Annotated in this window: 23 protein-coding genes; 20 read left to right on the top strand and 3 right to left on the bottom strand. The window is 66.6% G+C overall.

Annotation, left to right across the window (positions count from 1 at the left end):
- Positions 1–101: 101 nt before the first annotated feature.
- The 5 genes from tatA to AAK988_RS10415 all read left to right on the top strand — a co-directional run bounded on the left by tatA (position 102) and on the right by AAK988_RS10415 (position 6,759).
- On the top strand, positions 102–371 hold the full coding sequence (tatA, locus tag AAK988_RS10435; RefSeq protein ID WP_135970348.1) for a twin-arginine translocase TatA/TatE family subunit: 270 nt from the start codon (positions 102–104) through the stop codon (positions 369–371).
- Between the two features lie 97 nt (positions 372–468).
- Complete coding sequence (gene greA / locus AAK988_RS10430) at positions 469–939, top strand: transcription elongation factor GreA (RefSeq protein WP_135971063.1); 471 nt, start codon at positions 469–471, stop codon at positions 937–939.
- A gap of 1 nt (position 940) precedes the next feature.
- Positions 941–2,914, top strand: coding sequence for a lysine--tRNA ligase (gene lysS, locus AAK988_RS10425; RefSeq protein ID WP_369880728.1), 1,974 nt, complete (start codon positions 941–943; stop codon positions 2,912–2,914).
- A 131-nt stretch (positions 2,915–3,045) separates the two neighbouring features.
- Positions 3,046–3,996, top strand: a complete 951-nt coding sequence (locus AAK988_RS10420) for an ion transporter (protein ID WP_369873781.1) — start codon at positions 3,046–3,048, stop codon at positions 3,994–3,996.
- Between the two features lie 180 nt (positions 3,997–4,176).
- On the top strand, positions 4,177–6,759 hold the full coding sequence (locus tag AAK988_RS10415; RefSeq protein ID WP_135971068.1) for an ATP-dependent Clp protease ATP-binding subunit: 2,583 nt from the start codon (positions 4,177–4,179) through the stop codon (positions 6,757–6,759).
- A 176-nt stretch (positions 6,760–6,935) separates the two neighbouring features.
- On the opposite strand, the gene AAK988_RS10410 is transcribed toward AAK988_RS10415, so the two are convergent.
- Positions 6,936–8,138 carry a hypothetical protein gene (locus AAK988_RS10410; RefSeq protein WP_369873783.1) on the bottom strand — a complete coding sequence of 401 codons (1,203 nt, stop codon included), beginning with the start codon at positions 8,136–8,138 and terminating at the stop codon, positions 6,936–6,938.
- Between the two features lie 331 nt (positions 8,139–8,469).
- Here AAK988_RS10410 and AAK988_RS10405 point away from each other — a divergent pair, with 331 nt between their 5' ends.
- The 11 genes from AAK988_RS10405 (at position 8,470) to AAK988_RS10355 (ending at position 19,804) form a co-directional block, all read left to right on the top strand.
- Positions 8,470–9,336 (top strand): methylenetetrahydrofolate reductase, encoded by an 867-nt coding sequence (locus AAK988_RS10405; RefSeq protein ID WP_369873784.1) that lies wholly within the window; start codon positions 8,470–8,472, stop codon positions 9,334–9,336.
- A 13-nt stretch (positions 9,337–9,349) separates the two neighbouring features.
- Entirely contained in the window at positions 9,350–10,039 is a 690-nt protein-coding gene (locus AAK988_RS10400; protein WP_369880727.1) for a vitamin B12 dependent methionine synthase, read from the top strand.
- A 13-nt stretch (positions 10,040–10,052) separates the two neighbouring features.
- Entirely contained in the window at positions 10,053–12,620 is a 2,568-nt protein-coding gene (locus AAK988_RS10395; protein WP_369880726.1) for a homocysteine S-methyltransferase family protein, read from the top strand.
- A gap of 65 nt (positions 12,621–12,685) precedes the next feature.
- A complete protein-coding gene (gene ispD, locus AAK988_RS10390) occupies positions 12,686–13,528 on the top strand; it encodes a 2-C-methyl-D-erythritol 4-phosphate cytidylyltransferase (RefSeq protein WP_016310427.1) in 843 nt (280 codons plus the stop codon).
- Between the two features lie 12 nt (positions 13,529–13,540).
- A complete protein-coding gene (gene ispF, locus AAK988_RS10385) occupies positions 13,541–14,032 on the top strand; it encodes a 2-C-methyl-D-erythritol 2,4-cyclodiphosphate synthase (protein ID WP_160324870.1) in 492 nt (163 codons plus the stop codon).
- Positions 14,033–14,325: 293 nt separating this feature from the next.
- Complete coding sequence (locus AAK988_RS10380) at positions 14,326–14,952, top strand: RNA polymerase sigma factor (protein ID WP_369873787.1); 627 nt, start codon at positions 14,326–14,328, stop codon at positions 14,950–14,952.
- Positions 14,897–15,589, top strand: a complete 693-nt coding sequence (locus AAK988_RS10375; RefSeq protein WP_369880725.1) for a hypothetical protein — start codon at positions 14,897–14,899, stop codon at positions 15,587–15,589. The genes AAK988_RS10380 and AAK988_RS10375 overlap by 56 nt, the downstream gene beginning before the upstream one ends.
- Before the next feature lie 109 nt (positions 15,590–15,698).
- Positions 15,699–16,469 (top strand): GTP pyrophosphokinase, encoded by a 771-nt coding sequence (locus tag AAK988_RS10370; RefSeq protein WP_369873788.1) that lies wholly within the window; start codon positions 15,699–15,701, stop codon positions 16,467–16,469.
- A gap of 83 nt (positions 16,470–16,552) precedes the next feature.
- Positions 16,553–18,112 (top strand): cysteine--tRNA ligase, encoded by a 1,560-nt coding sequence (cysS, locus tag AAK988_RS10365; RefSeq protein WP_369880724.1) that lies wholly within the window; start codon positions 16,553–16,555, stop codon positions 18,110–18,112.
- Between the two features lie 82 nt (positions 18,113–18,194).
- Positions 18,195–19,010 carry an ABC transporter ATP-binding protein gene (locus AAK988_RS10360; protein ID WP_369880723.1) on the top strand — a complete coding sequence of 272 codons (816 nt, stop codon included), beginning with the start codon at positions 18,195–18,197 and terminating at the stop codon, positions 19,008–19,010.
- Positions 19,007–19,804 carry a hypothetical protein gene (locus tag AAK988_RS10355; protein ID WP_136434688.1) on the top strand — a complete coding sequence of 266 codons (798 nt, stop codon included), beginning with the start codon at positions 19,007–19,009 and terminating at the stop codon, positions 19,802–19,804. The genes AAK988_RS10360 and AAK988_RS10355 overlap by 4 nt, the downstream gene beginning before the upstream one ends.
- Before the next feature lie 115 nt (positions 19,805–19,919).
- Here the strand turns inward: AAK988_RS10355 and AAK988_RS10350 are convergent, their stop codons facing one another.
- Entirely contained in the window at positions 19,920–20,600 is a 681-nt protein-coding gene (locus AAK988_RS10350; RefSeq protein WP_016310436.1) for a TetR/AcrR family transcriptional regulator, read from the bottom strand.
- A 276-nt stretch (positions 20,601–20,876) separates the two neighbouring features.
- On the opposite strand from AAK988_RS10350, the gene AAK988_RS10345 reads away from it, so the two are divergent.
- The 3 genes from AAK988_RS10345 to AAK988_RS10335 all read left to right on the top strand — a co-directional run bounded on the left by AAK988_RS10345 (position 20,877) and on the right by AAK988_RS10335 (position 24,226).
- A complete protein-coding gene (locus AAK988_RS10345; protein ID WP_369880722.1) occupies positions 20,877–22,352 on the top strand; it encodes a U32 family peptidase in 1,476 nt (491 codons plus the stop codon).
- Between the two features lie 203 nt (positions 22,353–22,555).
- Positions 22,556–23,701 carry a helix-turn-helix domain-containing protein gene (locus tag AAK988_RS10340; RefSeq protein ID WP_369873793.1) on the top strand — a complete coding sequence of 382 codons (1,146 nt, stop codon included), beginning with the start codon at positions 22,556–22,558 and terminating at the stop codon, positions 23,699–23,701.
- A 246-nt stretch (positions 23,702–23,947) separates the two neighbouring features.
- The gene (locus tag AAK988_RS10335; RefSeq protein WP_369873794.1) at positions 23,948–24,226 is read left to right on the top strand and encodes a hypothetical protein; all 279 of its coding nucleotides are present in this window, start codon (positions 23,948–23,950) and stop codon (positions 24,224–24,226) included.
- A 107-nt stretch (positions 24,227–24,333) separates the two neighbouring features.
- Here AAK988_RS10335 and AAK988_RS10330 read toward each other — a convergent pair whose 3' ends face one another.
- Entirely contained in the window at positions 24,334–24,762 is a 429-nt protein-coding gene (locus AAK988_RS10330) for an FKBP-type peptidyl-prolyl cis-trans isomerase (protein WP_135971103.1), read from the bottom strand.
- Positions 24,763–25,167: 405 nt separating this feature from the next.
- Here AAK988_RS10330 and argC point away from each other — a divergent pair, with 405 nt between their 5' ends.
- Positions 25,168–26,226, top strand: coding sequence for an N-acetyl-gamma-glutamyl-phosphate reductase (argC, locus tag AAK988_RS10325; protein WP_369873795.1), 1,059 nt, complete (start codon positions 25,168–25,170; stop codon positions 26,224–26,226).
- Positions 26,227–26,229 lie beyond the last annotated feature (3 nt).

Below are 26,229 nucleotides of genomic sequence, written 5' to 3'. Positions count from 1 at the left end.
AAGGAGCGCCTCACGGGGGACGGCTAACGGGGTTTGTTCGTCGCGTCGCGCCTGAGACAAGCAGCGGCAGGCATCGCTTGCCCGACTCAACGGAGGAATGCATGAAGATTTTGGGCATGGGAGTTCCCGAGCTCCTTATCATCCTGGTCGTCATTCTGCTCATCTTCGGCCCGAAGAACCTGCCCAAACTCGGCAGCGCCCTCGGCAAGACGGTGAAGAACCTGCGCGATGGCATGGGCGCCGGCCAGAAAGAGGTCGAGGAGGCCGCCGACGATGACGAGGTTGTCGAAGTCGTTGAGGAAGTGGTCGAGGAGCCGGTCGAGGCCCCTAAGAAGACCGTCAAGAAGGTCGTGAAGAAGAAGGCCGAGTAGCCTCTTTCGTCCTTCGCATAACGAGGTAATCCGTGGTGCGCCCGCATAATTGTGCGGGCGCACCACCAGTGTATAAAGAGAGAAAACGGACATCATCATGGCAAACGACAATTACGTACTGACCCAGGAAGGCAAGGAGAAGCTGGAAGAGGAGCTTCACTACCTGGAGACCGAGAAGCGCGCCGAGATCGGCGAGCGCATCAAGGTGGCCCGCGAGTTCGGCGACATCTCCGAGAACTCCGAATACGACGACGCGAAGAACGAGCAGGGCATGATGGAGGCGCGCATCGCCGAGATCAGCCGCATCCTGTCCGAGGCCACCGTGGTGAATACGCCGAAGCGCTCGAGCAAGGTGAATATCGGCAGCGTGGTCACGGTGGACATGAACGGCCGCGAGCGCGTGTTCACCATCGTGGGCGGCGCCGAGTCCGATGCCGCCGAGGGCAAGATCTCCAACGAGTCCCCCGTGGGCCAGGCGCTGCTCGGCCGCAAGAAGGGCGACGAGGTGACCACCACCGGCCCCACTGGCCGCGACATCAAGCTGACCATCGTCAAGATCGAGCACTAATATGGCTGAAGAAATTGCTGAGGTAATCGAAGACGATCCCATCGAGGTGCGCCGGGCTAAGCGCTCGGCGCTGATTGCCGCGGGCGTGGATCCCTACGGCCATGCCATCGAGCGCAGCCACAGCGTGGGTGCGCTGAACGAGCAGTACGCTCATCTGGGGGACGGCGATTCCACCGAGGATGCGGTCACCATCGCCGGCCGAATTATGGCCAAGCGCGTGCAGGGCAAGATCGCCTTTTTGGAGCTGCGCGAGTCCGGTTGCGACATCCAGCTGTTCTGCCGCATCAACGCCCTGGGCGAGGAGCGTTTCGCCGATCTGTGCGATCTGGACGTGGGCGACTGGATTGCCGTCACCGGCACCATGATGCGCACCCGCCGGGGCCAGCTGTCCGTGGCCGTGGACTCTTTCGAGCTTATGAGCAAGTCGCTGCGCCCCTTGCCCGAGAAGTTCCACGGGCTCACGGACAAGGAGACCCGCTACCGCCAGCGCTATGTGGATCTGGTCATGAACCCCGAGGTGCGCACTACCTTCGAGCGCCGCTTCAAGATCGTGTCGGCCATTCGCCGCTACATGGAGGATGAGGGCTTCTACGAGGTGGAGACCCCGTTTCTGCACGCCATCATCGGCGGCGCGAACGCGAAGCCCTTCATCACGCACTTCAACGCGTTGGATCGCGACTACTACCTGCGCATTGCCACGGAGCTGCCGTTGAAGCGTTTGCTCGTGGGCGGTTTCGAGAAGGTGTTCGAGATCGGCCGCCAGTTCCGCAACGAGGGTATGGACCCGTACCACAACCCCGAGTTCACCACCATGGAGGCTTACGCGGCCTTCAGCGACCTGGACGGCATGATGGATCTCACCGAGGGTTGCATCAAGGCCGCGGCCGAGGCCGCCTGCGGCAGCCTGCAGATCGAGTACCAGGGCACGGCGGTGGACCTGTCCGGCACCTGGCGCCGCGCCTCCATGATGGAGCTGGCCAGCGAGCACACCGGCGAGGAGGTATCCTTCAAGCGCAGCCGCGAGGAGCTCGTGGCCATTCTGGAGAAGCACGGCGGCCATGCGGAAGCGGCCTGGGGCAAGGGCAAGCTCATCAGCGAGATCTTCGAGGCCGTGGCCGAGGAGAAGCTCATCCAGCCTACCTTCGTCATCGATCATCCCCTGGAGATTTCCCCGCTCGCGAAGAAGGATCCCGAGAATCCCGAGCTCACCCAGCGCTTCGAGCTGTTCATCTTAGGCCACGAATACGCCAACGCCTTCACCGAGCTGAACGACCCGGTGGACCAGGCCGAGCGCTTCCGCGCTCAGGTGGAGGCCAAGGACATGGGCGACGACGAGGCCATGGGCTTCGACGCCGACTACATCCGCGCCCTGGAGTACGGTATGCCGCCGGCGGGAGGCGTGGGCATCGGCATCGACCGCATGGTCATGCTGCTCACCGATGCGCCCTCCATCCGCGACGTGCTGCTCTTCCCTCACATGAAGGATGAAGTGCCGGTGGGTGGCAACGCTGCGTCCGCGGCTCCGTCTGCAGCTGAGGCTGCGGCCCCGACGGGCGATGCCCCAGTGGCCTCTGCGGCTCCCATGGACTTCGCCGACGTGGTCATCGAGCCCCTGTTCGCCGACGAGGTGGACTTCGACACCTTCAGCAAGTCCGACTTCCGCGCCGTGAAGGTGAGGGAGTGCATCGCCGTTCCCAAGTCCAAGAAGCTGCTCCAGTTCACCCTGGACGACGGCACCGGGGCCGACCGCACCATCCTGTCGGGCATCCACGCCTACTATGAGCCGGAGGAGCTGGTGGGCAAGACGCTCATCGCCATCACCAACTTGCCGCCACGCAAGATGATGGGCATCGACTCGTGCGGCATGATCATCAGCGCCGTGCACGAAGTGCCGGGCGAGGACGGCGAGCCCGAGGAGCGCCTGAACCTGCTCATGGTGGACGACCGCATCCCCGCCGGCGCCAAGCTGTACTAAGCGAACAGTTACCAACTTACCTACAGATGGGTCCGTGCTGAGCTGCGCGGGCCCATCTGTTTCTAGAATAGGCGTCAGCGAGAGGCAAATGCGAAAGAGACGACCGATCTGGCGCGAGAGGAGGTGCGGCCATGGGGCGGCATCGGGAGAGCGAGCGCGCCGAGCGGTTCCGTCGGCGGCTTAAGCTGGCCCACACCAACGAACTGAAGCGCGAGACGTTCTACGCGCTGGAGAACTTGCGCCGTGCCAGCTGGCCGGCCCGCATCGTGGGCGGGGCGCTGTTCGTGCTCATCCTGCTGAACGCGGTGGTGGTGTTCGTGTCCACCCAGCCGGGGCTCGATCCCGTCACGGCCGACGTGGTCGCCGGCTTCTACCGCTTTTCCACGGTCTGCTTCTGCGTCGAGTACTTCGCCCGCATCTGGATTGCCGATCTGGCCTTCGGCAACTGCACGCCGGCCCGGGCGCGGCTGCGCTATATCTGCTCGCCCTGGGGCCTCATTGATCTGCTCTCCTTCGGGCCGAATATGGTGGCCTGGTTCGTGCCCGTCACGCCCGTGCTGCTGAACGTCATCAATGTGGTGCGTCTGGTGCGCCTCGTGAAGATTTCCCGCTACATGCGGGGCCTGCGCACTATCGGCCGCGTCATCGCGAAGCACTACCACGAGATTGTGGCGGCCTTTCTGGTTATCGCCCTGCTCGTGGTCGTTTCCAGTGTGGTCATGTACGAGATCGAGCACCCGGCCCAGCCCGACAAGTTCAACAACCTGCTGTCGGGCGTGTACTGGGCCGTCACCACCATCACCGGTACCGGCTATGGCGACTTGGTGCCCATTACGCCGGCCGGGCGCATCGTGGGCTCCGTCATCATGTTCCTCTCCGTGGCCTTGGTGGCCATTCCCGGCGGTATCTTCTCCGCTGGCTTCGTGGCCGAGTTCCAGAACGCGAACCTGCGCAAGATCGAGCGCGACGTGCGCCGCGAAGACGCCCGCCAAGACGACCGCGATGAAGCCGAACGCGCGGGCGTAGGGGAAGGGGCCGCTGGCGAGGGCGAGGCTGCCTCAGATGGCGATCGGCGGGGATAGCGTGGCTGTGGCGTCGCTTCCCCTCACAACGTGCCCACAAAACAGCCCTTCTCGGCACCATGCTTTAGCAATTCGCCCGCGTGAGTGCTAAACTGCTCGGGAACTATATTTCGTGCCCGGCCTGTCTGCTAGCGAGAGAGAACCTTTGCCGCGGGGCACCAACGAAGGAACGAGGAAACCATGTCATTCGAGAAATTCACGGACAAAGCACGCAAAGTGCTGGTCCTGGCTCAGGATGAGGCGCGTGCGCTCCATCAGCCCTACGTGGGCACCGAGCATATTCTCTTGGGCCTTATCCAGGAGAAGGACGGCCTGGCCGCCCAGGCCCTCGATCGCCTGAACGTCACCTACGATGGGGTGGTGCAGGCCATCCGCCAGGTGGTCACCATCGACGAGGACGCCGACGTGTCGGGGCATTTGTCCTTCACGCCGCGGGTGAAGCGCGTGCTGGAGAACTCCCTGCGCGAGGCCATGCAGATGGGCCAGTCCTACATCTCCACCGAGCACTTGCTCTTGGGCATCGTGCGCGAGGGCGAGGGCACGGCTCTGGAAGTGCTCGGTCGCCTGAACGTGTCCGGCGATGATGTGCGCGGCGCCCTGAACGATCTGGTGGGCCAGTCGCCTGTCTACGCGGGTCGCTCCGGCTTCGACGGGCCGGCCTCGTCGGATTCCATGCTCACCGAGTTCGGCACCGATCTCACGAAGAAGGCCCGCGACGGCAAGCTGGACCCGGTCATCGGCCGCGCCTCGGAAATCGAGCGCGTCATGCAGATCCTGTCCCGTCGCCAGAAGAACAACCCGCTCATCCTGGGCGAGCCCGGCGTGGGCAAGACGGCCATCGCCGAGGGGCTGGCCCAGCTCATCGTGAGCAACCAGGTGCCCGACATCCTGCGCGGCAAGCGCCTCATCACGCTGGACGTGTCGGCGCTCGTGGCCGGTTCCAAGTACCGCGGCGAGTTCGAGGAGCGCCTGAAGAAGGTCATCAAGGAGGTCATGGACGCCGGCGACGTGCTGCTGTTCATCGACGAGATCCACACCATCATCGGCGCCGGCTCGGCCGAGGGCTCCATCGACGCGGCCGCCATTCTGAAGCCCCCGCTGTCCCGCGGCGAGATTCAGATCATCGGCGCCACCACCCTGGAGGAGTACCGCAAGCACCTGGAAAAGGACTCGGCCCTGGAGCGCCGCTTCCAACCGCTCACCATCAACGAGCCCAACGAGGAGCAGGCCGTGCGCATCATGGAGGGCCTGCGCGACAAGTACGAGGCGCACCACGGCGTGCACTTCACCGACGACGCCCTGACCGCCGCCGTGCAGCTGGCGAACCGCTACATCCAGGACCGCTACCTGCCCGACAAGGCCATCGACGTCATGGATGAGGCCGGCGCCCGCATGCGCATCCGCAACATGACCCTGCCCAAGGAGCTGCGCGATCTCGATGAGAAGCTGCGCAAGATCCGCGCCGAGAAGGATCGCGCCATCGGCGACCAGAACTTCGAGCGCGCCGCCGAGCTGCGCGACGAGGAAGAGGCCGTGAAGAAGGACCGCGAAGAGGCCGAGAAGCAGTGGGAGGAGGACACCTCCAAGACCGTGCAGCAGGTGACCGTGGAGGACATCGCCGACGTGGTGTCCATGTCCACCGGCGTGCCCGTGAGCAACCTCACCGAGGCCGAGACCGAGAAGCTGCTGCGCATGGAGGGCGTGCTCCACGAGCGCATCATCGGCCAGGACGAGGCCGTGACCGCCCTGTCCAAGGCCATCCGCCGCAGCCGCAGCGGTCTGAAGGACCCGAAGCGCCCGGCGGGCTCGTTCATCTTCCTGGGCCCCTCGGGCGTGGGCAAGACTGAGCTGGCGAAGTCGCTGGCCGAGTTCCTGTTCAACTCCGAGGACGCGCTGCTGTCCTTCGACATGTCCGAGTACATGGAGAAGCACACGGTGTCGCGCCTGGTGGGCTCGCCTCCGGGCTACGTGGGCTTCGACGAGGGCGGCCAGCTCACCAAGGCCGTGCGCCAGCGCCCCTATTCGGTGGTGCTGTTCGACGAGATCGAGAAGGCCCACCCGGATGTGTTCAACATCCTGCTGCAGATCCTGGAGGAGGGTCGCCTGACCGATGCCCAGGGGCGCACCGTTGACTTCCGCAACACGGTTATCATCATGACGTCGAACGTGGGCGCCCGCGACATCACGACCACCACCACGCTCGGTTTCTCCAACTCGGGGCAGAACGGGCTTTCCGACAAGGAGATCAAGAGCCGGGTGATGCACGAGCTGAAGAACGCTTTCCGGCCCGAGTTCTTGAACCGCATCGACGAGATCATCGTGTTCAAGAGCCTGACCGAGGACGAGATCGTGCAGATCGTGGACCTTATGGTGGCCGAGCTGCGCGAGCGCATGATCGCCCAGAACATGACCATCAACCTGGACGAGGCGGCCAAGAAGCTCGTGGCCCGCGAGGGTACCGACACCGCCTTCGGCGCGCGCCCGCTGCGCCGGGCCATCCAGCGCCTGTTGGAGGATCCGCTGTCCGAGCAGATCCTGGAGGGCCGCTGGACGAGCGGCAGCGTGGTGGACGTCACCGTGGGCGAGGACGGCGAGGAGCTGGTGTTCAACGAGGGCACCGGTTCCATTCCCGCGCCCCGCAAGCGCGACTCCATCGCCCGGGACGCCGAGCTGCTGCTCACCAACTACGACCTCGGTCGCGCCGGGCTCGGCAGCGGCCGCGGCGCCGGTGCGCCGGCCGGCTCCGTTGCCGGCGGAGAGTAGGTCCCGTCACACCGGTCGCGCGTCCGCGAGCGCCCATTCCGTTCCCGATCGCAGAAAGGAGGCTCCCAAGGGAGCCTCCTTTCTGCTCATAGCCGCCTGTTGCCTGCTTGCAACGAGGCAATAGGCGGTACGGCAAGCGGCCTGAAGCTGCCAGATTTCCTGCGACAAGGAGGGGCCTATTTCGCGATACGGCCCAGCAGGTCGATTTTCTGCTCCACGGCGCGGGCTATGCGCTCGATGCGGTGCTCGGGAATGTTAGGGTTGCGGCTCAAGATAGCGCGCACCTCGTCGGGAAAGTCGGCCAGCTTCGCGACGTCGAGCCAGCCGAAGTGGCCCTCGAACAGGCGCAGCTGATCTTCGGGGCGCATGCCGGCCGCCTTGAAGGGCTTGGCCATGTACAGGAAATCGCCGGGCACGTCCAGAAACTCGGCATCAGACCACAGGCACGAGCCGGTGTCGAACACGGGGGCAAGTCGGGTGACTTCCAACGTTTCCACGTTGCGGATGACGCCGAAGTTGCGGTAGTGCCGGTCGCGGTTGGCCAGCACGAAATCGCCGGCGAACATTTTGGCGAGGGCGTCCATCACGGCATCGCCGTCAAGCCCCATATCCTCGCAGCGGCGCACATAGAACCTCAGATCGGACAGATTGTTCGGCTGCTTCACGTTGCGGATGAGATCCCAGGCAGCCACCAGCTCCTCGTCGGGGCCGAGCATGTTCCCGCAGGCCGAGTACACGCGGCGTCCGTCCTCGAAAAGCCAGTAGGGAGTGAACTTTCCCGGCTCCATGAGCCGCTCATGCAGTTGCGTGGCAATCATCTCGTTGTAGGGCTCCTGGTTTACGAAGCCCACGCCCGATTTCAGCAGCACACGCTGCCCGTCGATGATCTTCCATTTCTTGAGCAAATCACCGCCGAGGGTGCTGTTGGGGGAGGACAGCGCCACGCTTTTGTAGTCGGGTGTGTCGGGAGATGATCCCGCCGAGTCTTGGCCCAGGGTGAGGAAACCCAGGTCGTCGCTGAAGTCGTTGTCGAAGAAGTTGACGGCGTCCCAGGTTTTCGGATCATCGAGATCGTTCAGCCAATAGCGGTCCGACAGCGACAGCCCGAAGCTCTTCTCGGCCAGTTCGAGGGTGCTGTCCAGCTGCAAGTTCTCGAGCAGCCGTTTAATCTGGGCACGGGAGGCGGGAATGGCCCGATGGCGCCACCAGTAGTTGAGTTCCGCCTTGGAAATGTCTCCCCGACGATCCGCCAAGCCAAAGGGGGCCGCCTCGGCTTGGTCGATACCGGTGATGCGCACGGCCTTGTGCTCATCCAGATTGTACTCGAACGAGAGCACGGGCGTGTTCTTGTTCATCAGCTGGTAGTGGGCCAGGGCCATGGGATCACCGCCTTTCAAGGGAAGCGCTGCCGTGTAACGCGGCGAGCATCGGCATTCCTCATTATAAGCGAGCGGAGCCGCCTAGGCCAGCGTGCCCTGGGGGCTGAGAACCCTTATGCCAAAACTCCGCGAGCATGGGGTCCTTGCGGCGCGGTACGGCATCGAGCCTTTGGGCGAGAGCGCCCGAGGCCCGCGCGATGCAGCCAGTCGGGCCGTGCGCGATCGGAGCAGCGCACCCTTTTTTCGCGCCCTCGCGCCATTGCACGGCGAGCGGGGAAGAAGGGCCGCCGTATAATAGGGAGTCGCATTAAGGAGATGAAGGAGAAGCCCCATGGAGCCCGTTGCCTCGCTGTTCGCCCCGCGCTCGATTCCCTTTTCGGTGGAGATGTTCCCGCCGAAGGGCTCGCTGACCTTGGATGCGGCCCGCAAGGTGGTGGGCGGCATGGCGCTCGCGCGGCCCGATTTCATCTCGGTCACCTGCTCGGCCGGCGGCTCGGGCAACGGCGGCCAGACCATCGAGGTGGCCTCGCTCATCCAAAGCGAGGCGCACATTCCCGCTGTGGCGCATTTGACCTGCGTGAATTCCACGCGCGAGACGGTTCAGGCCGCCATTGCCGAGCTGAAGGCCGCGGGCATTACCACGGTGCTCGCGCTGCGGGGCGATTTGGTGGGCAATGCCCAGCCGGGCGATTTCCGCCACGGGGCCGACCTCATCCCGCTTTTGAAGGACGCCGGATTCTGCGTGGGCGCGGCCGCTTACCCCGAAGGGCATCTGGCCTGCCTCGATCTGGACGAGGATCTGCGCCATCTGAGGGAAAAGCAGGACGCCGGGGCCGATTTCTTCGTCACCCAGCTGTTCTTCGACAACGCCGACTTCTACCGCTTCCGCGAACGTGCCCTGGCGGCCGGTGTCACGCGGCCCGTCACCTGCGGCGTCATGCCGTTTCTGGGGAAGTCGCAGATCCAGCGCATGGTGTTCCTCTGCGGCAGTTCGCTGCCCTCGCCCATCGTGAAGCTGCTGGCGAAGCACGAGGACGACCTGGCCGCTCTGCGCGCGGCCGGCGTGGAATACGCCTGTCGCCAGCTCGTCGACCTGGCTCGCAACCAGGTGGACGGCGTGCACGTGTACTCCATGAACCATCCCGACATCGCCCAGGCCGCCGCCACGGCTTTGGCCGATGCGGGCTTTCGCGCCTAGGAGCCGGGCGGTCGTGGCGAATATGGGCGACACGGGGCGCGAGGGGGCCGCAGCGAGGAGAGCCCCCGCACCCGTCGTGGGCGAGGGACGTCCCTGCGCGCTTGCGGCATCGGTGAAGCGCCGCGAGGCGTGGGCCTTCCTCGGTCATCGCGGCCAGTCGGTAGACGATAGGCTGGCGGCGCGGTTGGAGGAGGCCGCCGCGCTCTGCGAGCGGGAGCTTGCACCCCGGGGCATCTTCCGGGCGTTTCCCGTCAGGCCAGGTGCCGGCGGCGTTGTTGTTGCGGGCACGAACCTGGTGCTGCCCGGCGAATCCATCGCCCGGCACCTGCGGGACTGCGCGTACGCGGCCCTCATGGCCGTTACGCTGGGGCCGTCAAGCGAGATGGTGCTGCGGCGCGAGGCCGCCGTGAGCGCCACGGGCGGCATGCTCGCCGACGCCTGCGCTTCCTCGCTCGTGGAGCAGGCGGCTGGGGTGCTCAACGAGTTCGTGGACGAGGCGGCTGCCCAGCGCGGCTGCGCGCCCACCTGGCGCTTCAGCCCCGGATACGGCGACTTGCCCCTGAGCGTGCAGGGGCCGTTCCTGGAGGCGCTCGATGGGGGTCGTGCCCTGGGCATGACGCTCACGGCGGCGAACATGCTCGTGCCCTCCAAGAGCATCACGGCCATTGTCGGATTCCGCGACCCCGCACGGCGGGGCGAGTGAAAGGGAGAAAGCTATGGGACTCACGCGCGAGGTGCGGGTGGAAAGCGACCTGCTGCGGCGGGCGCTCGCTCGCGAGGACTTCCTGCTCTTCGACGGCGGCATGGGCACTCTCGTGCAGCAGGCGGGGTTGGCGAAGGTGCACGAGAACCCCGATGTGCTGAACCTGACGCACCCCGACGAGATCGCGGCCATCCAGCGCCAGTACGTGGAAGCGGGTGCCCAGTGCATCACCACCAACACGTTCGGCTCGAACCGCCTGAAGTTGGCGGGAACGGGGGCGACGGTGGCCGAGGTGTACGCGGCGGCGGTCGAGGTGGCCCGGGCCGCCGGCGCGCCGCTGGTTGCCGGGGACATCGGTCCCACGGGCAGCTTGCTCGCGCCTTTGGGCAGCCTTTCCTTCGACGACGCCTACGACATCTTCGCTGAGCAGGCCCGAGCGGCCGAGGCGGCCGGCTGCGATCTCATCGTGGTGGAGACCATGACCGATCTGCTGGAGGCGAAGGCGGCCGTGCTCGCCGCCGTGGAGCAGACCGCGCTGCCCGTGTTCGCCACCATGAGCTTCGGGGAGGACGGCCGCACCTTCCTCGGCACTACGCCGGCTATCGCCGCATCCACGCTGTCGGCGCTGGGCGCGGCGGCGGTGGGCCTCAACTGCTCGCTCGGCCCCGACGAGTTGGCACCCCTGGCGGCCGAGGCGGCGCCTTTCGCCCGGGGCCTGCTCATGGCCCAGCCCAACGCGGGGTTGCCGCGGGTAGAGGATGGGAGCACGGTGTTCGACGTGGGGTCTGAGGACTTCGCGCGGGCTATGGCGCCCATTCTGGATGCGGGCGCGACCGTGGTGGGCGGCTGCTGTGGCACCACGCCGGCCCATATCGCCGCCCTGGCGCGGTTGCTGCGCGATCGGCGCCCCGGCGCACCCACCTATCGGCCCGCTTTCACGGTGACGAGCGCTCAGGAGATGACGAGTCTGCCCGCGGGCGCTGCTCAGGTGGCGGTCATCGGCGAGCGTATCAACCCCACGGGGAAGAAGAAGCTGCGCGCGGCCATTCAGACGGGCGACTTCGACTACCTGGTGGGCGAGGCCGTGGCCCAGGTGCGGGCCGGGGCGGACATTCTGGATGTGAACGTGGGCGTGCCCGGCATCGACGAGCCGGCGGTGCTCGCCCGCGCGGTGCGCACGCTGCAGGCTACCTGTCCGGCTCCCTTGCAGCTGGATTCGGCCGACCCGGCGGCCATCGACGCGGCGGCGCGCGGCTATGCGGGCCGGGCCATGGTGAACTCTGTGAACGGGAAGGCGGCGAACTTGGCGGCGGTGCTGCCCGTGGTGGCCCGCTACGGCTGCACGGTGGTGGGCCTTACTCTGGACGAGGACGGCATTCCGCCCACGGCCGAGGGACGCCTCGCCATCGCGCGGCGCATCGTGGCCGCTGCCGAGGAACACGGCATCCCGCGGGAGGACGTGGCCATCGACTGCTTGGTCATGGCCGCCGCCACCAACCAGGACGAGGTGCGCGAGATCCTGCGGGCCGTGACGCTTTGCAAGCAGGAGCTCGGCATGCGCACGGTGCTCGGTGTGTCCAACGTGAGCTTCGGGCTGCCCGCACGCCCGCTCGTGAACTCCGTGTTCCTGGCCGCGGCTTTCGGGGCCGGGCTCGACATGCCCATTCTGAATCCGCTGTCGGCGCGCTATGGCGACACCGTGAACGCCTTCCGCGTGCTGAACGGCCAGGACGGGGGCGCGGTGCGTTTTCTGGAAGACTACGCGCACGCGGCCGACCCCTACGACGGCCCCGCGGCGGCTGCCTCGGAGGGCGCCCTCGCGCCTGGCCCGACTGGTTCTGCTGCGGCTGCCGAGGAGTGCCCCGTGCCCGTCACCGATGCCTTCGCGGAAGATGCCGAGGCCGTGCGGGCCATGGTGTCCTACGTGCTGCAGGGCCGCGACGCGCCCATGGCCGCCGCCACCGCCGACCTGCTTGGGCGCCACGACGGCATCGCCATCATCAACGATGTGTTCGTGCCCGTGCTCGACGAGGTGGGGCGCCGCTACGATGTGGGGGCCTTCTTCCTGCCCCAGCTCATGGCCGCCGCCGAGGCGGTGAAGGCCGGCTTCGACGTCATCCGCGCCCAGACGACCGATGGGGTCGTAGAAGAGGGCGCGTGCGTCCCGGCAATGTCCGGCTGTTCCGCTGCGACTGGCAGCGCCGCACCCGATGCCGATCGCGCCATCATCGTGGCCACCGTGGAGGGCGACATCCACGACATCGGCAAGAACATCGTGAAGATGCTGCTGGAGAACTACGGCTTTTCCGTCATCGACCTCGGCCGCGACGTGGCGCCCGAGGCAGTGCTTGCCGCCGTGCGGGAAACGGGTGCGCGCCTTGTGGGCCTCTCGGCGCTCATGACCACCACCGTCGGCGCCATGGAGCGCACTATCGCGCTCGTGCACGAGGCGTGCCCTGAGGTGCGGCTTATGGTGGGCGGCGCGGTGGTCACCGCGGAGTTCGCGGCCTCCATCGGCGCCGACTTCTACGCCAAGGACGCCGCCGAGTCGGCTCGCATCGCCACGGCCTTCTTCGGCTGACCCCTCGCTTTTGCACTATACTATGGAGAAGAACCGATACCCGCTTTACCCGTAAGGGGATGCCCATGGCAAACATCGTCGATCCCGTCTTCGAGGCGTCTGTGCTGCGCGAGCCCGCGCTCGTGGGCGATGACTTCGATTTCGATGCACTCACCTGCCCGCTTCTGCAGTTGCAGGGCAAGGTGGACAAGAATCCCAAGACCGCGGCCATCATCTTGGCCGGCGGCACCGGCGAGCGCTTCGGCAAGGAGGGCGGCAAGCAGCTGGTGGAAATTGCCGGCAAGCCCATTCTCACCTGGTCGGCCGAGGCCTTCGACGCCGTGGGCGATGTGGGCCTCATTGTTATTGTGTGCCCCGAGGAGCGCATGCGCGAGTACCTGGCCCGGGCCATCGACCCGTTCCCCTTCGTGACGCCGGTGGTGCTGGCGCCGGCGGGCTCCATCCGCCAGGAGTCGGCCTTCTCGGGCTTGGAAATGGTGGGGGAGGAATACGAGTACGTGGTGCTGCACGATGGCGCCCGCCCGCTCGTGTCGCCGGAGCTCATCGAGCACACTATCAACACGGTGAAGGGCAACTTCGATGCCGACGGCGCCGTGGTGGCCCATCCGGCCGTGGACACCCTGAAGGTGGTGGAGGACGGCGTCATCATGGGCACGCCCGACCGCAGCGTGTTCTGGAACGCCCAGACGCCCCAGGTGTTCCGCGCGGGCATCTACCGTCGCGCTCACGCGAGCGCGCTTTCCGACGGCTTCGTGGGCACCGACGACTCATCGCTCATCGAGCGCTTGGGCGGCCGGGTGCTCGTGGTGGAGGGCAAGCGCGACAACATCAAGCTCACGGTACCCGAGGACTACGTGCTTTTGGCCAGCGCCGTGCGCACCATGCTTTTGAACTCCGAGCATCGGTAAGGGACTGCAAAAATGGACATTCGCAATCTGCGCACGGGGCTGGGGATGGACGTGCATGCCTTTGCCGAGGGGCGCAAGCTCATCTTGGGCGGGGTGGATATTCCCCATTACCAGGGTCTTGACGGGCACTCCGATGCCGATGTGCTGGCCCATGCCATTTCCGATGCGCTGTTGGGGGCGGTGCGCGGGGGCGACATCGGCAAGCTCTTCCCCGACACCGACCCGGCCTACAAGGACGCCGATTCGCTGAAGCTTTTGGCCGAGGTGGCCCGCTTCGTACGCGAGCGGGGCTTCGAAATCATCGACGTGGACAGCGTCATCGCCGCCCAAGCGCCCAAGCTCTCCCCCTACCGCGAGGCCATGCGCGAGAACCTGGCCGCCGCCATGGGCCTTCCCGTGGAGAACGTGGGCGTGAAGGCCACCACCACTGAGCATTTGGGTCCCGAGGGCCGTGAGGAGGGCATTACCGCCTACGCCACCTGCCTGGTGTACCGGGCAGGGTAGGGGGTTCGCGCTGGCTCGCTCTGGCGCAGCGCCTGTCTGCTGCTGGTCGGCTCGACGATCTTCTTCGCGCTGCCGACGATAGCGCCTACCGTGATGCCCTGCTCGAGGAATTCGAGCTCTAGGTCCTCGGCGCGGGCCATTTGACGCGCATCTCGGAAAAATTTTCCCACAACCGCACATTTCCGCCGCCTTATGCGTATTACCCTTGAAGGGCCTTTCGCGCAGGTCGCCTCCTTCCCGATCGCTAGCACGGGAAGGGTGGCGCTCCTGCAGACGGACAAGAGGGAAGTGACGTGGACAACCGCCAGTTCAGAGCCATTGTGGATGCTTACGCCGACATGGTGTACCGCATCGCGCTCAACCAGACGCGGCGGGGTACCGATGCCGACGACGTCGTGCAGGCGGTGTTCCTGAAGCTGTACGAGAAGCCGCCGGTGTGGCTCGGACGTGCTTCGGCCGCCGAGCAAGCCGATGGCGGCCGGTCTCTGCGCAGCAGCCGTTCCGCCGCCCCTAACGCGGCAACCGACGAACGCTTGCGGGCGTGGCTCATCCGCGTGACGGTGAACGAATGCCGCAATCTCTGGCGCACGCTGTGGCACCGTCGCGTGGAGTTGCGCGAGGTGAGCGACGCCGATACGCCGCCCTATGAGGAGCCGGCGTTCTCGGAGTCTGCCCACGAGCGGCTCTATGCAGCTCTCGGCGAGCTTCCCGAGAAGTGCCGCATCGTGGTGCACCTGTTTTACTTCGAGGATATGGGCACCCGCGAGATAGCCGTGGTGCTCGGCATTAAGGAGCCCACGGTGCGCACCCGTCTTGTCCGTGCGCGGAAACTACTCAAGCAAACGTTGAAGGAGGCATGGGACGATGAACAATGCCAACCGGTACAAAGCCATGATGGGCGAGGTCCATGCCTCTGCTGACCTCATCGGAAAGGTAAAGGGCATTCCTATGGAGAAGACGAAGAAGCGCGGTGTAGCGCTGCGATTGGCCACGGCGACCTGTGCCGGTCTGCTCGGTGTGTTCGTGGTGACGAATGGCGTGTGCTATGCCGCCACGGGCGAGACCTGGGTGGAGAAGGCCACCGTGTGGGTGAACGGCGAGCCGGTGGAAATGGACGTGCAGATGCGCCAGGAGGGCGATGTCACCATGGGCACCGTCGAGTACACGGTGGAGGACGCCGTTGGCGAAGGGGGCGACATCGCCATGACCATGAGCGCCGAAGACGGCGATTTCTCGAACATGGCCTACACGATCAAGGACTACACCGCTGAGGGCACCGATGCGGCTGACGGCGCGGCCGAGGGCATGGTGCTGGAATCCGACGACGGCCACGTGCTCCTGGTGCCCGGTGACGGCTCCCAGGCGGAGCCCATCGATATCACCGACCAGATCAAGGCCCAGGGCGGCGCGACCGGCACCTTCGAGATGGACGGCGCCACCTACGTCTACCAGGTGAGCGGCGAGCCGGGCAACTGGCACGCGAGCGTTCAGGCGGAGGCCGATGCGCTCGGCACCTCCGCCGAGGCGTCCCCCGCCGCGAGCGTGGAGGCCCAGTAGAATTCGGTGCCCGACGGCATGGGTCGGCTATAATCTCCCGCACCTGGATCATCGGGTGCGGGAGATTTTCATGGGGTCGTAAGCCCCAAGCGGGGAAGGGAGAAACACCATGGCGAAGCGGGCCGAACGGGTCTTCAATCACGCGGTGGTGCGTCTGCGCGAGGGGCAGAGCGCACTCGATGCCCTGCACGAGCAGCGCGAAGAGCTTGCGAGCCAAATGCTCGCGCGCCTTGCCGGCAGCGACGAGTTCTCCGCTATGCTGGAGCGCAACTTTGCTCCCTACCGGCGGCTTATGACCTACTACGAATGCGCCATGATGGAGGTGGAGACGAAGTTCCGCGTGCTGGACGCCGAGTTCGGCCTGCAGCACGACCGCAATCCCATCGAGTCCATCAAGTCGCGCTTGAAGAGCACCGATAGCCTGGCGAAGAAGCTCGTGCGCAAGGGGTTCCCTATGTCGGTGGACTCCATCGAGCAGAACATCTTCGACGTGGCTGGCGTGCGTGTGGTGTGCACCTTCCCCGAGGACATGTTCGCCCTGGCCGAATCGCTGCTGGCCCAGGATGACGTGGTGCTCATCGAGCGTCGCGACTACGTGGCCGCTCCGAAGCCGAGCGGGTACCGCAGCCTGCACCTCATCATCGAGGTGCCTATCTTCCTAGAGCATGAGAAGCGCTGCGTGAAGGTGGAGGTGCAGCTGCGCACCATCTCCATGAACTTCTGGGCCTCGCTGGAGCACCAGCTGCGCTACAAGAAGGATCTGGCCGAGGAGGAGGCCGCCGCCGTGGCCGCGGAGCTGGCCGACTTGGCCGACGCTGCCGCCGATTTGGACGCCCGCATGCAGGCCCTGCGCAACTACCTCGACGACGGGGAGAAGTAGTTCCTTTCCGGCCCTGCGCCTGTGGCGGTGTTGGGGTTGCGCTACAATGCTCCTACTTGCTAGTTCGCTTAAGGAGCTCATTCATGATTAAGCTGTACGATACGCGCCTGCGCCAGAAAGTGGATTTCGAGCCGGTAAAGCCGGGGAAGGTGGCCATGTACGTGTGCGGCCCCACGGTGTACAACCGCATCCACATCGGCAATGCGCGCACCTTCATCTCCTTCGACATGATCCGCCGCTACCTCAGCTGGCGCGGCTTCGAGGTCACCTTCGTGCAGAACGTGACCGACGTGGACGACAAGATCATCAAGCGCGCCGGCGAGGAGGACCGCACCGCCGCCGAAGTGGCCGAGGAGTACACGCGCCTGTTCATCGAGGATATGCGGGCCGCCGGCGTGCAAGACCCCGACATTCGCCCGAAGGCCACTGAAGAGATCGATACCATGATCGCGCTCATCGAGCGCCTTATCGAGCGCGGACATGCCTATGCGGCCGAGGGCGACGTGTACTTCGATGTGCGCTCCTATCCGGGCTACGGGCAGCTCTCGGGCCGCGACGTGGACGAGGCGGAAAGCGGTCACCGCGAGCTGCGAGCCGACGGCCAGGGCCTGGAAGACCGCAAGCGCGACGAGCTGGACTTCGCCCTGTGGAAGGCGGCCAAGCCCGGCGAACCGGCCTGGCCCTCTCCCTGGGGCGCGGGTCGCCCTGGTTGGCACATCGAGTGCTCGGCCATGTCCGAGAAGTACCTGGGCCTGCCCTTCGACATTCACGGCGGCGGGGCCGACCTGGTGTTTCCGCACCACGAGAACGAGCGCGCCCAGTCCGAGTGCGCCTGCGACAGCACCTTTGCCAACTACTGGATGCACTCTGGCATGCTGCAGATCGCCAACGCCGAGACCGGCGAGACCGAGAAGATGTCGAAGTCGCTGAACAACTTCCTGCTGCTGCATGAGGTGCTGGAGCAGGTGCGCCCGGCGGCCCTGCGCATGCTCGTGCTGCAGAGCCACTACCGCAGCCCGCTTGTGTTCGGCGAGCAGCGCGTGAACGAGGCAGACGCGGCCCTCACGCGCATCGAGAACGCCGTGAAGGCGCTGGGCTGGCTGCTGAAGACCGGCACGCCCCGGGGCGAGGCGGCCCTGGCCCCGGAAACCGTCGAGGGCGAGCTTTCGGCCGTGCTGGATGCGGCGGCGCTGACCGATCGCGTGGCCGTGCTGCGGGCCAACTTCACCGAGGCCATGGACGACGACTTCAACGCGCCGGCGGCCCTGGGCGAGATCTTCTCCTTCGTGAGCGATGTGAACGCCCTTGTGGCCGATGCGACCGTGCTGGCGGCCGAGGAGGCTGCGGCCGGCCGCGCCGCCCGGGATGCCATCGTGGAGCTCATGGATGTGCTCGGCATCGACGTGACTGCCGCCGAGGACCGGGCGGCCTACCCGGTGGAAGTGGTGGCCCTGGCCGCCGACCTGGCCGGCTATGACGGCGACGACCCCGAGATCGCCGTGGCCCATCTGCTCGAGGCCCGCGCCACCGCCCGCAAGGAGAAGAACTGGGCCGTGGCCGACGGCGTCCGCGACGGCCTGGCCGCCCTCGGCTTCACCATCGAGGACACCCCCCAAGGTGCCCGCGTTACCTACGAGGGGTAGGACATCGCGAAAGAGCCCCTTCCGAAAACGGGTCAACGGCGTAGAGTAGGTGTTGATCTTGGAAAACGGCGGAAGGAGCATGATGGAGCCGGTTATTCAGCTGGAGCGGGTCACGAAGGACTACGGGGGCGGCCGCGGCGTGTTCGACCTCTCGTTCGCTGTGGGCCGCGGCGAGGTCGTGGGATTTTTGGGCGCCAACGGGGCGGGGAAGTCCGTCACCATGCGGCTGCTCATGGGGTTTGTGCGGGCCGATGGCGGCCGGGCGACCCTCGGCGGCCGCCCGTGCTTCGCCGATCGGACGGCCATTCAGCGCGAGGTGGGCTACCTACCCGGCGAGCTGGCCCTGCCGGGCGACATGACCGGCCGCTCCTTTTTGGCCTTCGTGGCGGGCATGCGGGGCACCGCGCTGCCTTGCCGCGCCAACGCGCTCATCGACTACTTCGAGCTGGACCCGTCGGCCAAGCTGCGGGCCATGTCGAAGGGCACGCGGCAGAAGGTGGGCATCGTGGCGGCGTTCATGCACGGGCCGGCGGTGCTGCTGCTCGACGAGCCCACGAGCGGCCTCGACCTGCTCATGCAGCGCCGCTTCGTGGAGCTGGTGCGGGCCGAGAAGCACCGGGGCGCCACCATCCTGCTGTCGTCGCACGTGCTCGGCGAGGTGGAGGGTACCTGCGATCGGGCGCTGTTCGTGCGCTCGGGGCGCCTGACGTCCGAGGCCTGCGCGGCTGATCTCACCCTGGATGCCACCTTGGAGCACCTGTACGGCGCCGAGGCGCTGCGCCGCCGCTGGGGCGATGCCGCGGAAGGGCGCGCCGCCGGGAATCGCTCCGCCGCGCCGTCTGACTCCGTCGACCTGGGGCGTTCCCCAGCCTCGTCGGAGAGAGGGGGTGTCCGATGAGCGCGACGTTGTTCAAGCGTAGCCTGCGCAGCGCGGCGGCCGTGATGGCGGCCATCGTGGTCGTGCTCGCGTTCTACATCGCCATGGTGGCGTATCTGTACGACCCCGAGGTGAGCGAGAGCATCCAGCTCATGCAGGCGGCCATGCCCGAGCTCTTCGAGGCCTTCGGCATGGCGAACCCCTCCGCGACGCTGCTCGACTTCCTGCTGAACTACCTGTACGGCTTCTTGTTCACCGGCACCCTCGTGCTCATGGCGGCCTACCTGGCCCAGCGCCTCGTGGTGGGGCCGGTGCGCGACGGGTCGCTCGCATGGCTGCTCGCCGCGCCCCGCTCGCGGCTGTCCCTCGCGCTCACCTTCGTGGCGGTGGAAGTGGCGGCGGTGGCCATTGTCGTGGGCCTGTCGTGGGGCGCGGAAGTGATTGCCTGCGAGGCGCTGTTCCCCGGAGAGTTGGACGGCGCGGCCCTCGCCCGGGCCAATGCGGGGCTGGTGGCTCTCGGCCTGTTCGTGGCCGCCCTCTGCTTCGCCTCGGCCTGCTGCTTCCAGCATACGGGCCTGGCGCTGTGGGGCGGTGCCGGGGCGTGTGCGGTGTTCCTGCTCATGGGCACGGCCGGCGCGGTGGGGAAGGGCCTCGCGTGGGTCGCCGACCTCTCGCCGCTGGCGCTCTACGACGCCTACGGCCTGGCGGCGGCCGATGGGGGAGCCGTCGCCGGCGCCGTCGTCCTCGGTGTGGTCGCCGCGGCCCTGTTCGCCCTAGGCGTCGCCCGCTTCTGCCGCCGCGATTTCAGCCTATAGGGAGTTGCAGCCGCATCCGTAGGGGCGACCTCCTGGTCGCCCTCGTCCCCGAAGCTCGCCGAGCTATCGCGAAGCATCGGCAATCCCGGGCCCACGGGCGAGCGGGAGCTCGCCCCTACGAAGTGTGCTTCCTGTCCCCACCTCTTCCATCCAGATATTCCGGCTTGTAGGCCCAGTGGCGCATGATGGCGCACCACTGGTGGTAGGCGGCCTGGAAAGCGGCCACGTCGATGGGCTCGCGGCTGGAGAGGTGCTGGTGCAAATAGCCGTCGCCCATCATGATGAGCATGTCCAGCACCTCGCGCGGGTCCACCCCGTCGCGGAACCGTGTGAAGTCCACGTTCGCCATGAACTGGTCGTACAAGATGTCCACCTGCCGGGTCATCCACTTCGCCACCGTTTCGCGAATATCCCGGTGATCGGCGTAGAAGGCCCGCAGCGAGAACTCGAAGACCCAGGGCCACCGCCCCATGAGGGCCAGCTTCTGCGCCCCGGCGTACTCCAGCAGGTCGAAGAAGTCGTCGATGGCGCGGAACTCGTCGTCCACCACCCAGTCCACGGCCCGCTCCATCAGGTAATCCAGGGTGCGCACGTACAGGGAGCTCTTGTTGCGGAAGTAGAAGAACAGAAGCCCTTTGGACATGCCGGCCCGTCGCGCGATCTCCTCGGTGGAGGCCCCTTTGTAGTCGTGGCGGCCGAAGCCCTCGATGGACGCCCGCATGATGGTTTCCTGCCGCTCGACCGGCAGTGCGTCGAAGTCGCCGTGCCGGTCACCTTCGATTGCGTTTCGGGCCATGGTCGCCTCCTTCTTGCGTCTTACGGTGCGGGCATGCACCGTAGTGCGGGCTGTGCCCGCGTAATCAACAGGTACTGACGGGGCGCCTTGGTTGAGATGCAGGCGCAGCCTGCGCTACGAGAGAGACCGTATCCGCCTCGCGCCCGCGGGGGTTTTCTTGCTTGACCCGCCGGTCAACCTCTGCCCATTCTATCCCGTTGACCCGTTTTGCGAAGGGGTTTGCGGCCATCTTCTATAATGGGAGCCTCTGTTTTTCCGTGACGAAGCGAGGTTCCCGTGTCTGCCCAATATCCGTTGCCGCCCATTCCGATGGAACTGCTGGCGCCTGCCGGTGGGATGGAACAGCTGCGGGCCGCGGTGGCCTTCGGGGCCGATGCGGTGTACCTGGCGGCCGATCGGTTCGGCATGCGGGCCCGGGCGGCGAACTTCGCCATGGCCGACATTCCCGCCGCCGTGGCCTTCGCCCACGAGCATGGCGTGAAGGTGCACGTGACCTGCAACATTCTCATGCACCCGGACGACATCGACAGGCTGCCGGCGTTCTTTCGCGCCTTGGACGCGGCGGGGGTGGACGCCTTCATCATCGGGGACTTGGGCGCCTTCGCCATCGCGGGGGAAGTGGCGCCGCGGGTGGAGCGCCACGTGAGCACCCAGGCCTCGGTGGCCAACGGCGCGGCGGCCCGGGTGTGGCACAGCCTGGGGGCGAGCCGCGTGGTGTGCGCCCGCGAGATGAGCTTGGCCGACATCGCCCGCTTGCGCCAAGATGCGCCGCTCGAGCTGGAGATCGAGGCCTTCGCCCACGGCGCCATGTGCATGGCCGTGTCGGGCCGCTGCCTCATCAGCAGCTACCTCACGGGCCGATCCGGCAACAAGGGCCACTGTACCCAGCCCTGCCGTTGGAGCTACTCGCTGGGCACGGCGGGCCCGGGCGCTCTGGCGGCGGAGAATGCCGGTGCGGGACCGGTTTCGGAGAATCTGCAGCCTGTGTCAGAATTCCTGCTGGAGGAGGAGAAGCGCCCCGGCGAGTTCTTCCCCATAGAAGAGGGCGGGCGCGGCACCTTCATCATGAACGCGAAGGACCTGAACATGCTCGCCCACCTGCGGGCTTTGGCCGATGCGGGCGTGGATTCCATCAAAATCGAGGGGCGCAACAAGAAGGCCTTCTATGTGGCCACGGTGGTGGGGGCCTACCGCCGTGTGCTCGATGGCGAGCCGTCCGAGGCCGTGGCCGCTGAGCTTGCGGCCGTGTCCCACCGCCCCTACGGCACGGGCTTCTACTTCGACGAGGCCGAGCAGGCCTGCGCCTATGACGGCTACGAGCAGGAGACCATGCACGTGGCCGATGTGGTGGCCTGCGCGCCTGCCTGCGGGGAAGGGCCGGGGGCGGTTGCGGGCCAAGGGCCGCGCCCGCGCCACTCGGCAGAGGAGGGCGCCCGTTACCTGTACGTCCTCTGCCGCAACCGGTTCGCGGAACGCGACGAGCTGGAAATCCTCGCGCCCCATGAGCCGACGCGTGCCGTGGCCGTGCGCGACCTCTGCTGGCTTTCCTCCTTCGGTCCCGACAACCACGACGAGGATGCCCCCTCCACGGTGGAAGAGGCCCTCGCCCGCGCCACCGCCGCCGACTGGGAGCCGGCCGCTGCGGCCAACCGGTCCTGTAACCTGTATCGGATCGCGGTGGACGGCCCCGTGCCCCCCGGCTCCTTCCTGCGCAAGCGCACCTTCCGCCGTTCCGCCCGCCACGGGGCCTAAGCCCCTCGCTCCGCGCTGTTGCGACGCGGCCGCCTCGCGGGGGCGAAGGGGGGGGTGTGCCCCCGCGCGTTCGCGCCCACTCCCGGAGAGGCCCGACATCGCGCTGGGGCGCCGCTAGGGCGCAGAAACTTTCCCGCCCCGTCGGAAGCGACCGCCCCGCCGTGCTAGGATGCTCCCAAGAGCAACGAGAGAGGGGTGCGGCCGTGATCACCGTCGGCGACGTCATGAATATGAGGGCCTTCGATCGCATTTGGCTTGCGGCGCCCTGCGAGGGGGCCGCATCCCGCGAGGTGGTGGGCGTGGGCACCCTGGACCACGAGCCTTTCACGGGCGGCTACGACCTTTTCGAGCGCGGCGAGTTCATCTTCACCACGCTCGGTTTCGCCGCCATGCATCCCGATCTGGCCGAGGAGGCGCTGCTGGCGCTCATCGAGCGCGATGTGGCCGCCGTCGCCGTGAAGCCCGTGGCGCTGAGGGCTCTCCCCGAGAGGGTGGTCGCCGCCTCCGCCGAGCGCGGCGTGCCCGTGTTCTTCTACGAGGGCCGCTACATGGAGCGCGTCATCGCCGACCTCATGAATGCCCTTGACGACGATGCGGCCGAGTGGGAGCGCAACCACCTCATCGACCTCATGCTGGCTCCCTCCGATGAGCAGGCCGTGCGCTCTACCTTCTTCACCATCGCCGGGGTGACGGGGGCCACTATTCAGTGCCTGGCCATCCAGGCGGTCACCGAGGACGATGCCTCGCTGCGGGCCCTGCAGAAGGTGGTGGAAGGGGTGCTCGCTGCCTACGGGGATCGCTGGAGCGATGTGGAGCGCACGTTCGTGTGCCGCTACCGCGCCATGATCCTGGGCTTTGTCTCCTTTAAGCGCCCGCCGCTGAAGGCCATCGCCATTTCCGATGCCGACCTGGCGAAGTGCATCGCCATGGCCGGCCCCCTCGTGTGCGGCATCAGCCAGGAGGTGAGCCTCGGCGAGGGCGATCTGGCCCTGCGCCAGGCCATGGCCGCCCTGCGCACCGCTCACGTCGAGGGCGGCATCGTGCGCTGGACTACCCTGCGCTTTGACGCCTTCCGCGCCGCTGCCCGCACTGACCGGCTCTACGCCCGCTCGGCCGATCTCATGCGCTCGCTGCTGTTCGACTACGATGCCGAGCATGACAGCGATCTGGGTGTCACCGCCCAGGCCTTTGCCGCTGCCTGCGGCGAGGTGAGCCGCACGGCCGAGGCGCTCTTCCAGCATCCCAATACCGTGCGCTACCGCCTGAAGAAGATCAAGGAGGTCCTGGCCGTCCAAGATCTCACCGACCGCGAGCTGGCGGCTCTCCTGCAGCTGGTGTACCTGGCCTGAGCTCGGGCCGCGCCGGGGAGGGAACGGGCGCCCGCCCGCGCCCGCCCGCTCCCGCGCCATCCCTGCGCCCCGCTGCTCGCGCGCTGCGATACCGCCGCGAACCCCTCGGCTTGTGCCCCGCTGCACAGATCATTGCCGGCGCTCGTTGTGCATCTGCACAATCAGCTGGCCGACGGTTCGTCCGATCGACTAAACGATGACCCTCATCCTGCCCCTAAACTAGGCGGCGTCGAAAGGAGAACCACCATGAAACTCTTCAATGATCAGGCCACTTCCGCCATTGCCAATCTTGATGCCGTCGACGCCGCCTATTGCGACAAGTTGGAGCAGCGCTTCGCGCATATGGGCATCAGCTCAAAAGTCGCTTCCGACGCTGTGTGTTCCCTCGTTGAGGCCGACGCCGTGCCCCAGGTCGGCATCTGGGCCGCCCTGCCCAGCGCCTTCAAGGGCCTCTTCCCTCAGAAGTCCGCAACGCCCGTTGCCGCTTCCGATACGTTCGCTCCCGCTCAAGAGGCGCTTGCCTAGGCGTGCCGGCCTGGGGTCTCGTCGCCGGAGATTTCCCCGAACGTAAACGACCCCGCCGAATATCGACGGGGTCGTTGCATGAACGGGGGAGTGCGACAGCGCCGAGGCTAGTCCTCCACCTCCACCAGCTCGATGTCGAAGTTCAGGTCCTTGCCCGCCAGCTCGTGGTTCATGTCGAAGGTGACGATGCCGTTCTCGATGGACTCCACGAACACGGGGAAGGGCTGGCCGCCCGGGCCCATCATGTACACGGTCTGGCCCACCGGCAGCTGGTCGGCGTTGGGAATCTGGTCCACCGGCACCTTCTGCACCATCTCATCGTTGCGCTCGCCATAGGCCTCGGCGGCCGGGATGTGCACGGTCTTCTTCTCGCCCACGGCCATATCCTCCACGGCGGCGTCGAAGCCGGGAATCATCTGGCCGGCCATGCAGGTGAACTCGATGGGCTCGCCGCGGTCCACGGACGAATCGAACTTCGTGCCGTCATCCAGCGTGCCGGTGTAGTGCACCTTGACCTTCTTGCCTTTGTTGCTCATATCGCGAGCTCCTTTCCAAAGAAATGTCCTTTAAGTCTAACGGAAGGAGCCCGTGCGGAGCCGACGGGGGTGCAAGCTGCTCCAAGTTGTCACAAACAGCGCCTTTGCGCGCACTCACAGGCGCAAGAAGGGGGTCGTTCAGCTCACTCGACGCGTTTTTGTCCCGATGAAAAAGTGGGCATTCAGCTGGTATTTCTCTGTGTTTTTCCAGTTCACAGCCTTGGACAAAAACGCGTCGAGTGAGCTGCTGCTCGCTGAAAGAGCGCCTGAAATTGCCCTTTTTCGCGACAACTTCCCCAGGGGCTTGCTGGTGGAGTATTATGAAAGAGCAACTGAAAAGCTCATCTTTGTGCATGCGCTCAAGAAAATGCGGAACGCATGGGCAGCCCAAGGAATGGAGTCGCTATGACCTATAAAGCGGGAGTTGTGGGAGCGGCCGGGTTTGCCGGCATCGAATTAGTGCGCCTTCTGGCACGGCATCCCGAGTTCGAGCTGGTGGCCGCCACCTCCGATGCCCTGGCTGGCACCCCCATCGCCAAGGCCTATCCGGCTTTCACCGGCGTGACCGACCTGGCGTTCTCCACCCACGAGGAGACCGATCTGGCCGTCTGCGACGTGGCGTTCCTCGCGGTGCCCCACAAGGCCGCCATGGCCGTGGCCGGCGATCTCATCGCCGCCGGCGTCACCGTTATCGACCTGTCGGCCGACTTCCGCCTGAAGGATCCGGCCGTCTACGAGCAGTGGTACGCGCCCCACACCGCGCCCGAGCTTCTGGCCCAGGCCGCCTTCGGCCTGCCCGAGCTCACCGGCGACGAGCTGGCCGCCGCGGCCGAGCGCCGCGCGGCCGGCGAGGCGGTGCTCGTGGGTTGCGCCGGCTGCTACCCCACGGCCACGTCCCTGGCCGCCGCCCCCGCTATCCGCGCGGGGCTCGTGGACGCCGCGGCGCCCGTGGTGGCCGATGCGGTATCCGGCGTGACCGGCGCGGGCAAGAAGGCTACCGAGCGCACGCACTTCTGCTTCGCCAACGAGAACATGGAGGCCTACGGCGTGGGCACCCACCGCCACACCCCCGAGATCGAGCAGATCTTGGGGTTGCAGGGTCGCCTCGTGTTCACCCCGCACCTGGCCCCGCTGAACCGCGGCCTCTTGTCCACGGTGACGCTGCCGCTGGCCCTGGGCGCTGCTCCCAGCACCGAAGAGCTCGTGGCCCTCTACCGCGACTTCTACGCGGCAAGCCCCCTCGTGTCCGTCATGGATGCCGGCGTGCAGCCCCGCACCGCCTCGGTGGCTGGCACCTGCCGCGCTCAGGTGGGCGTGGCCGTGCACCCCGCGGGCCTCATCGTGGCCACGGGCGCCATCGACAACCTGGGCAAGGGCGCCGCTGGCCAGGGCGTGCAGTGCGCCAACATCGTGTTCGGCCTGCCCGAAACTTGCGGTTTAGAAGAGATCGCCAACCCCGTCTAAGGA

Source organism: Adlercreutzia muris (assembly GCF_041223505.1).
In the GTDB taxonomy this organism is placed as follows: domain Bacteria; phylum Actinomycetota; class Coriobacteriia; order Coriobacteriales; family Eggerthellaceae; genus Adlercreutzia; species Adlercreutzia muris.
Note: the sequence above shows the minus strand (reverse complement) of the source record. Positions and strands in the feature narration are given on the sequence as shown.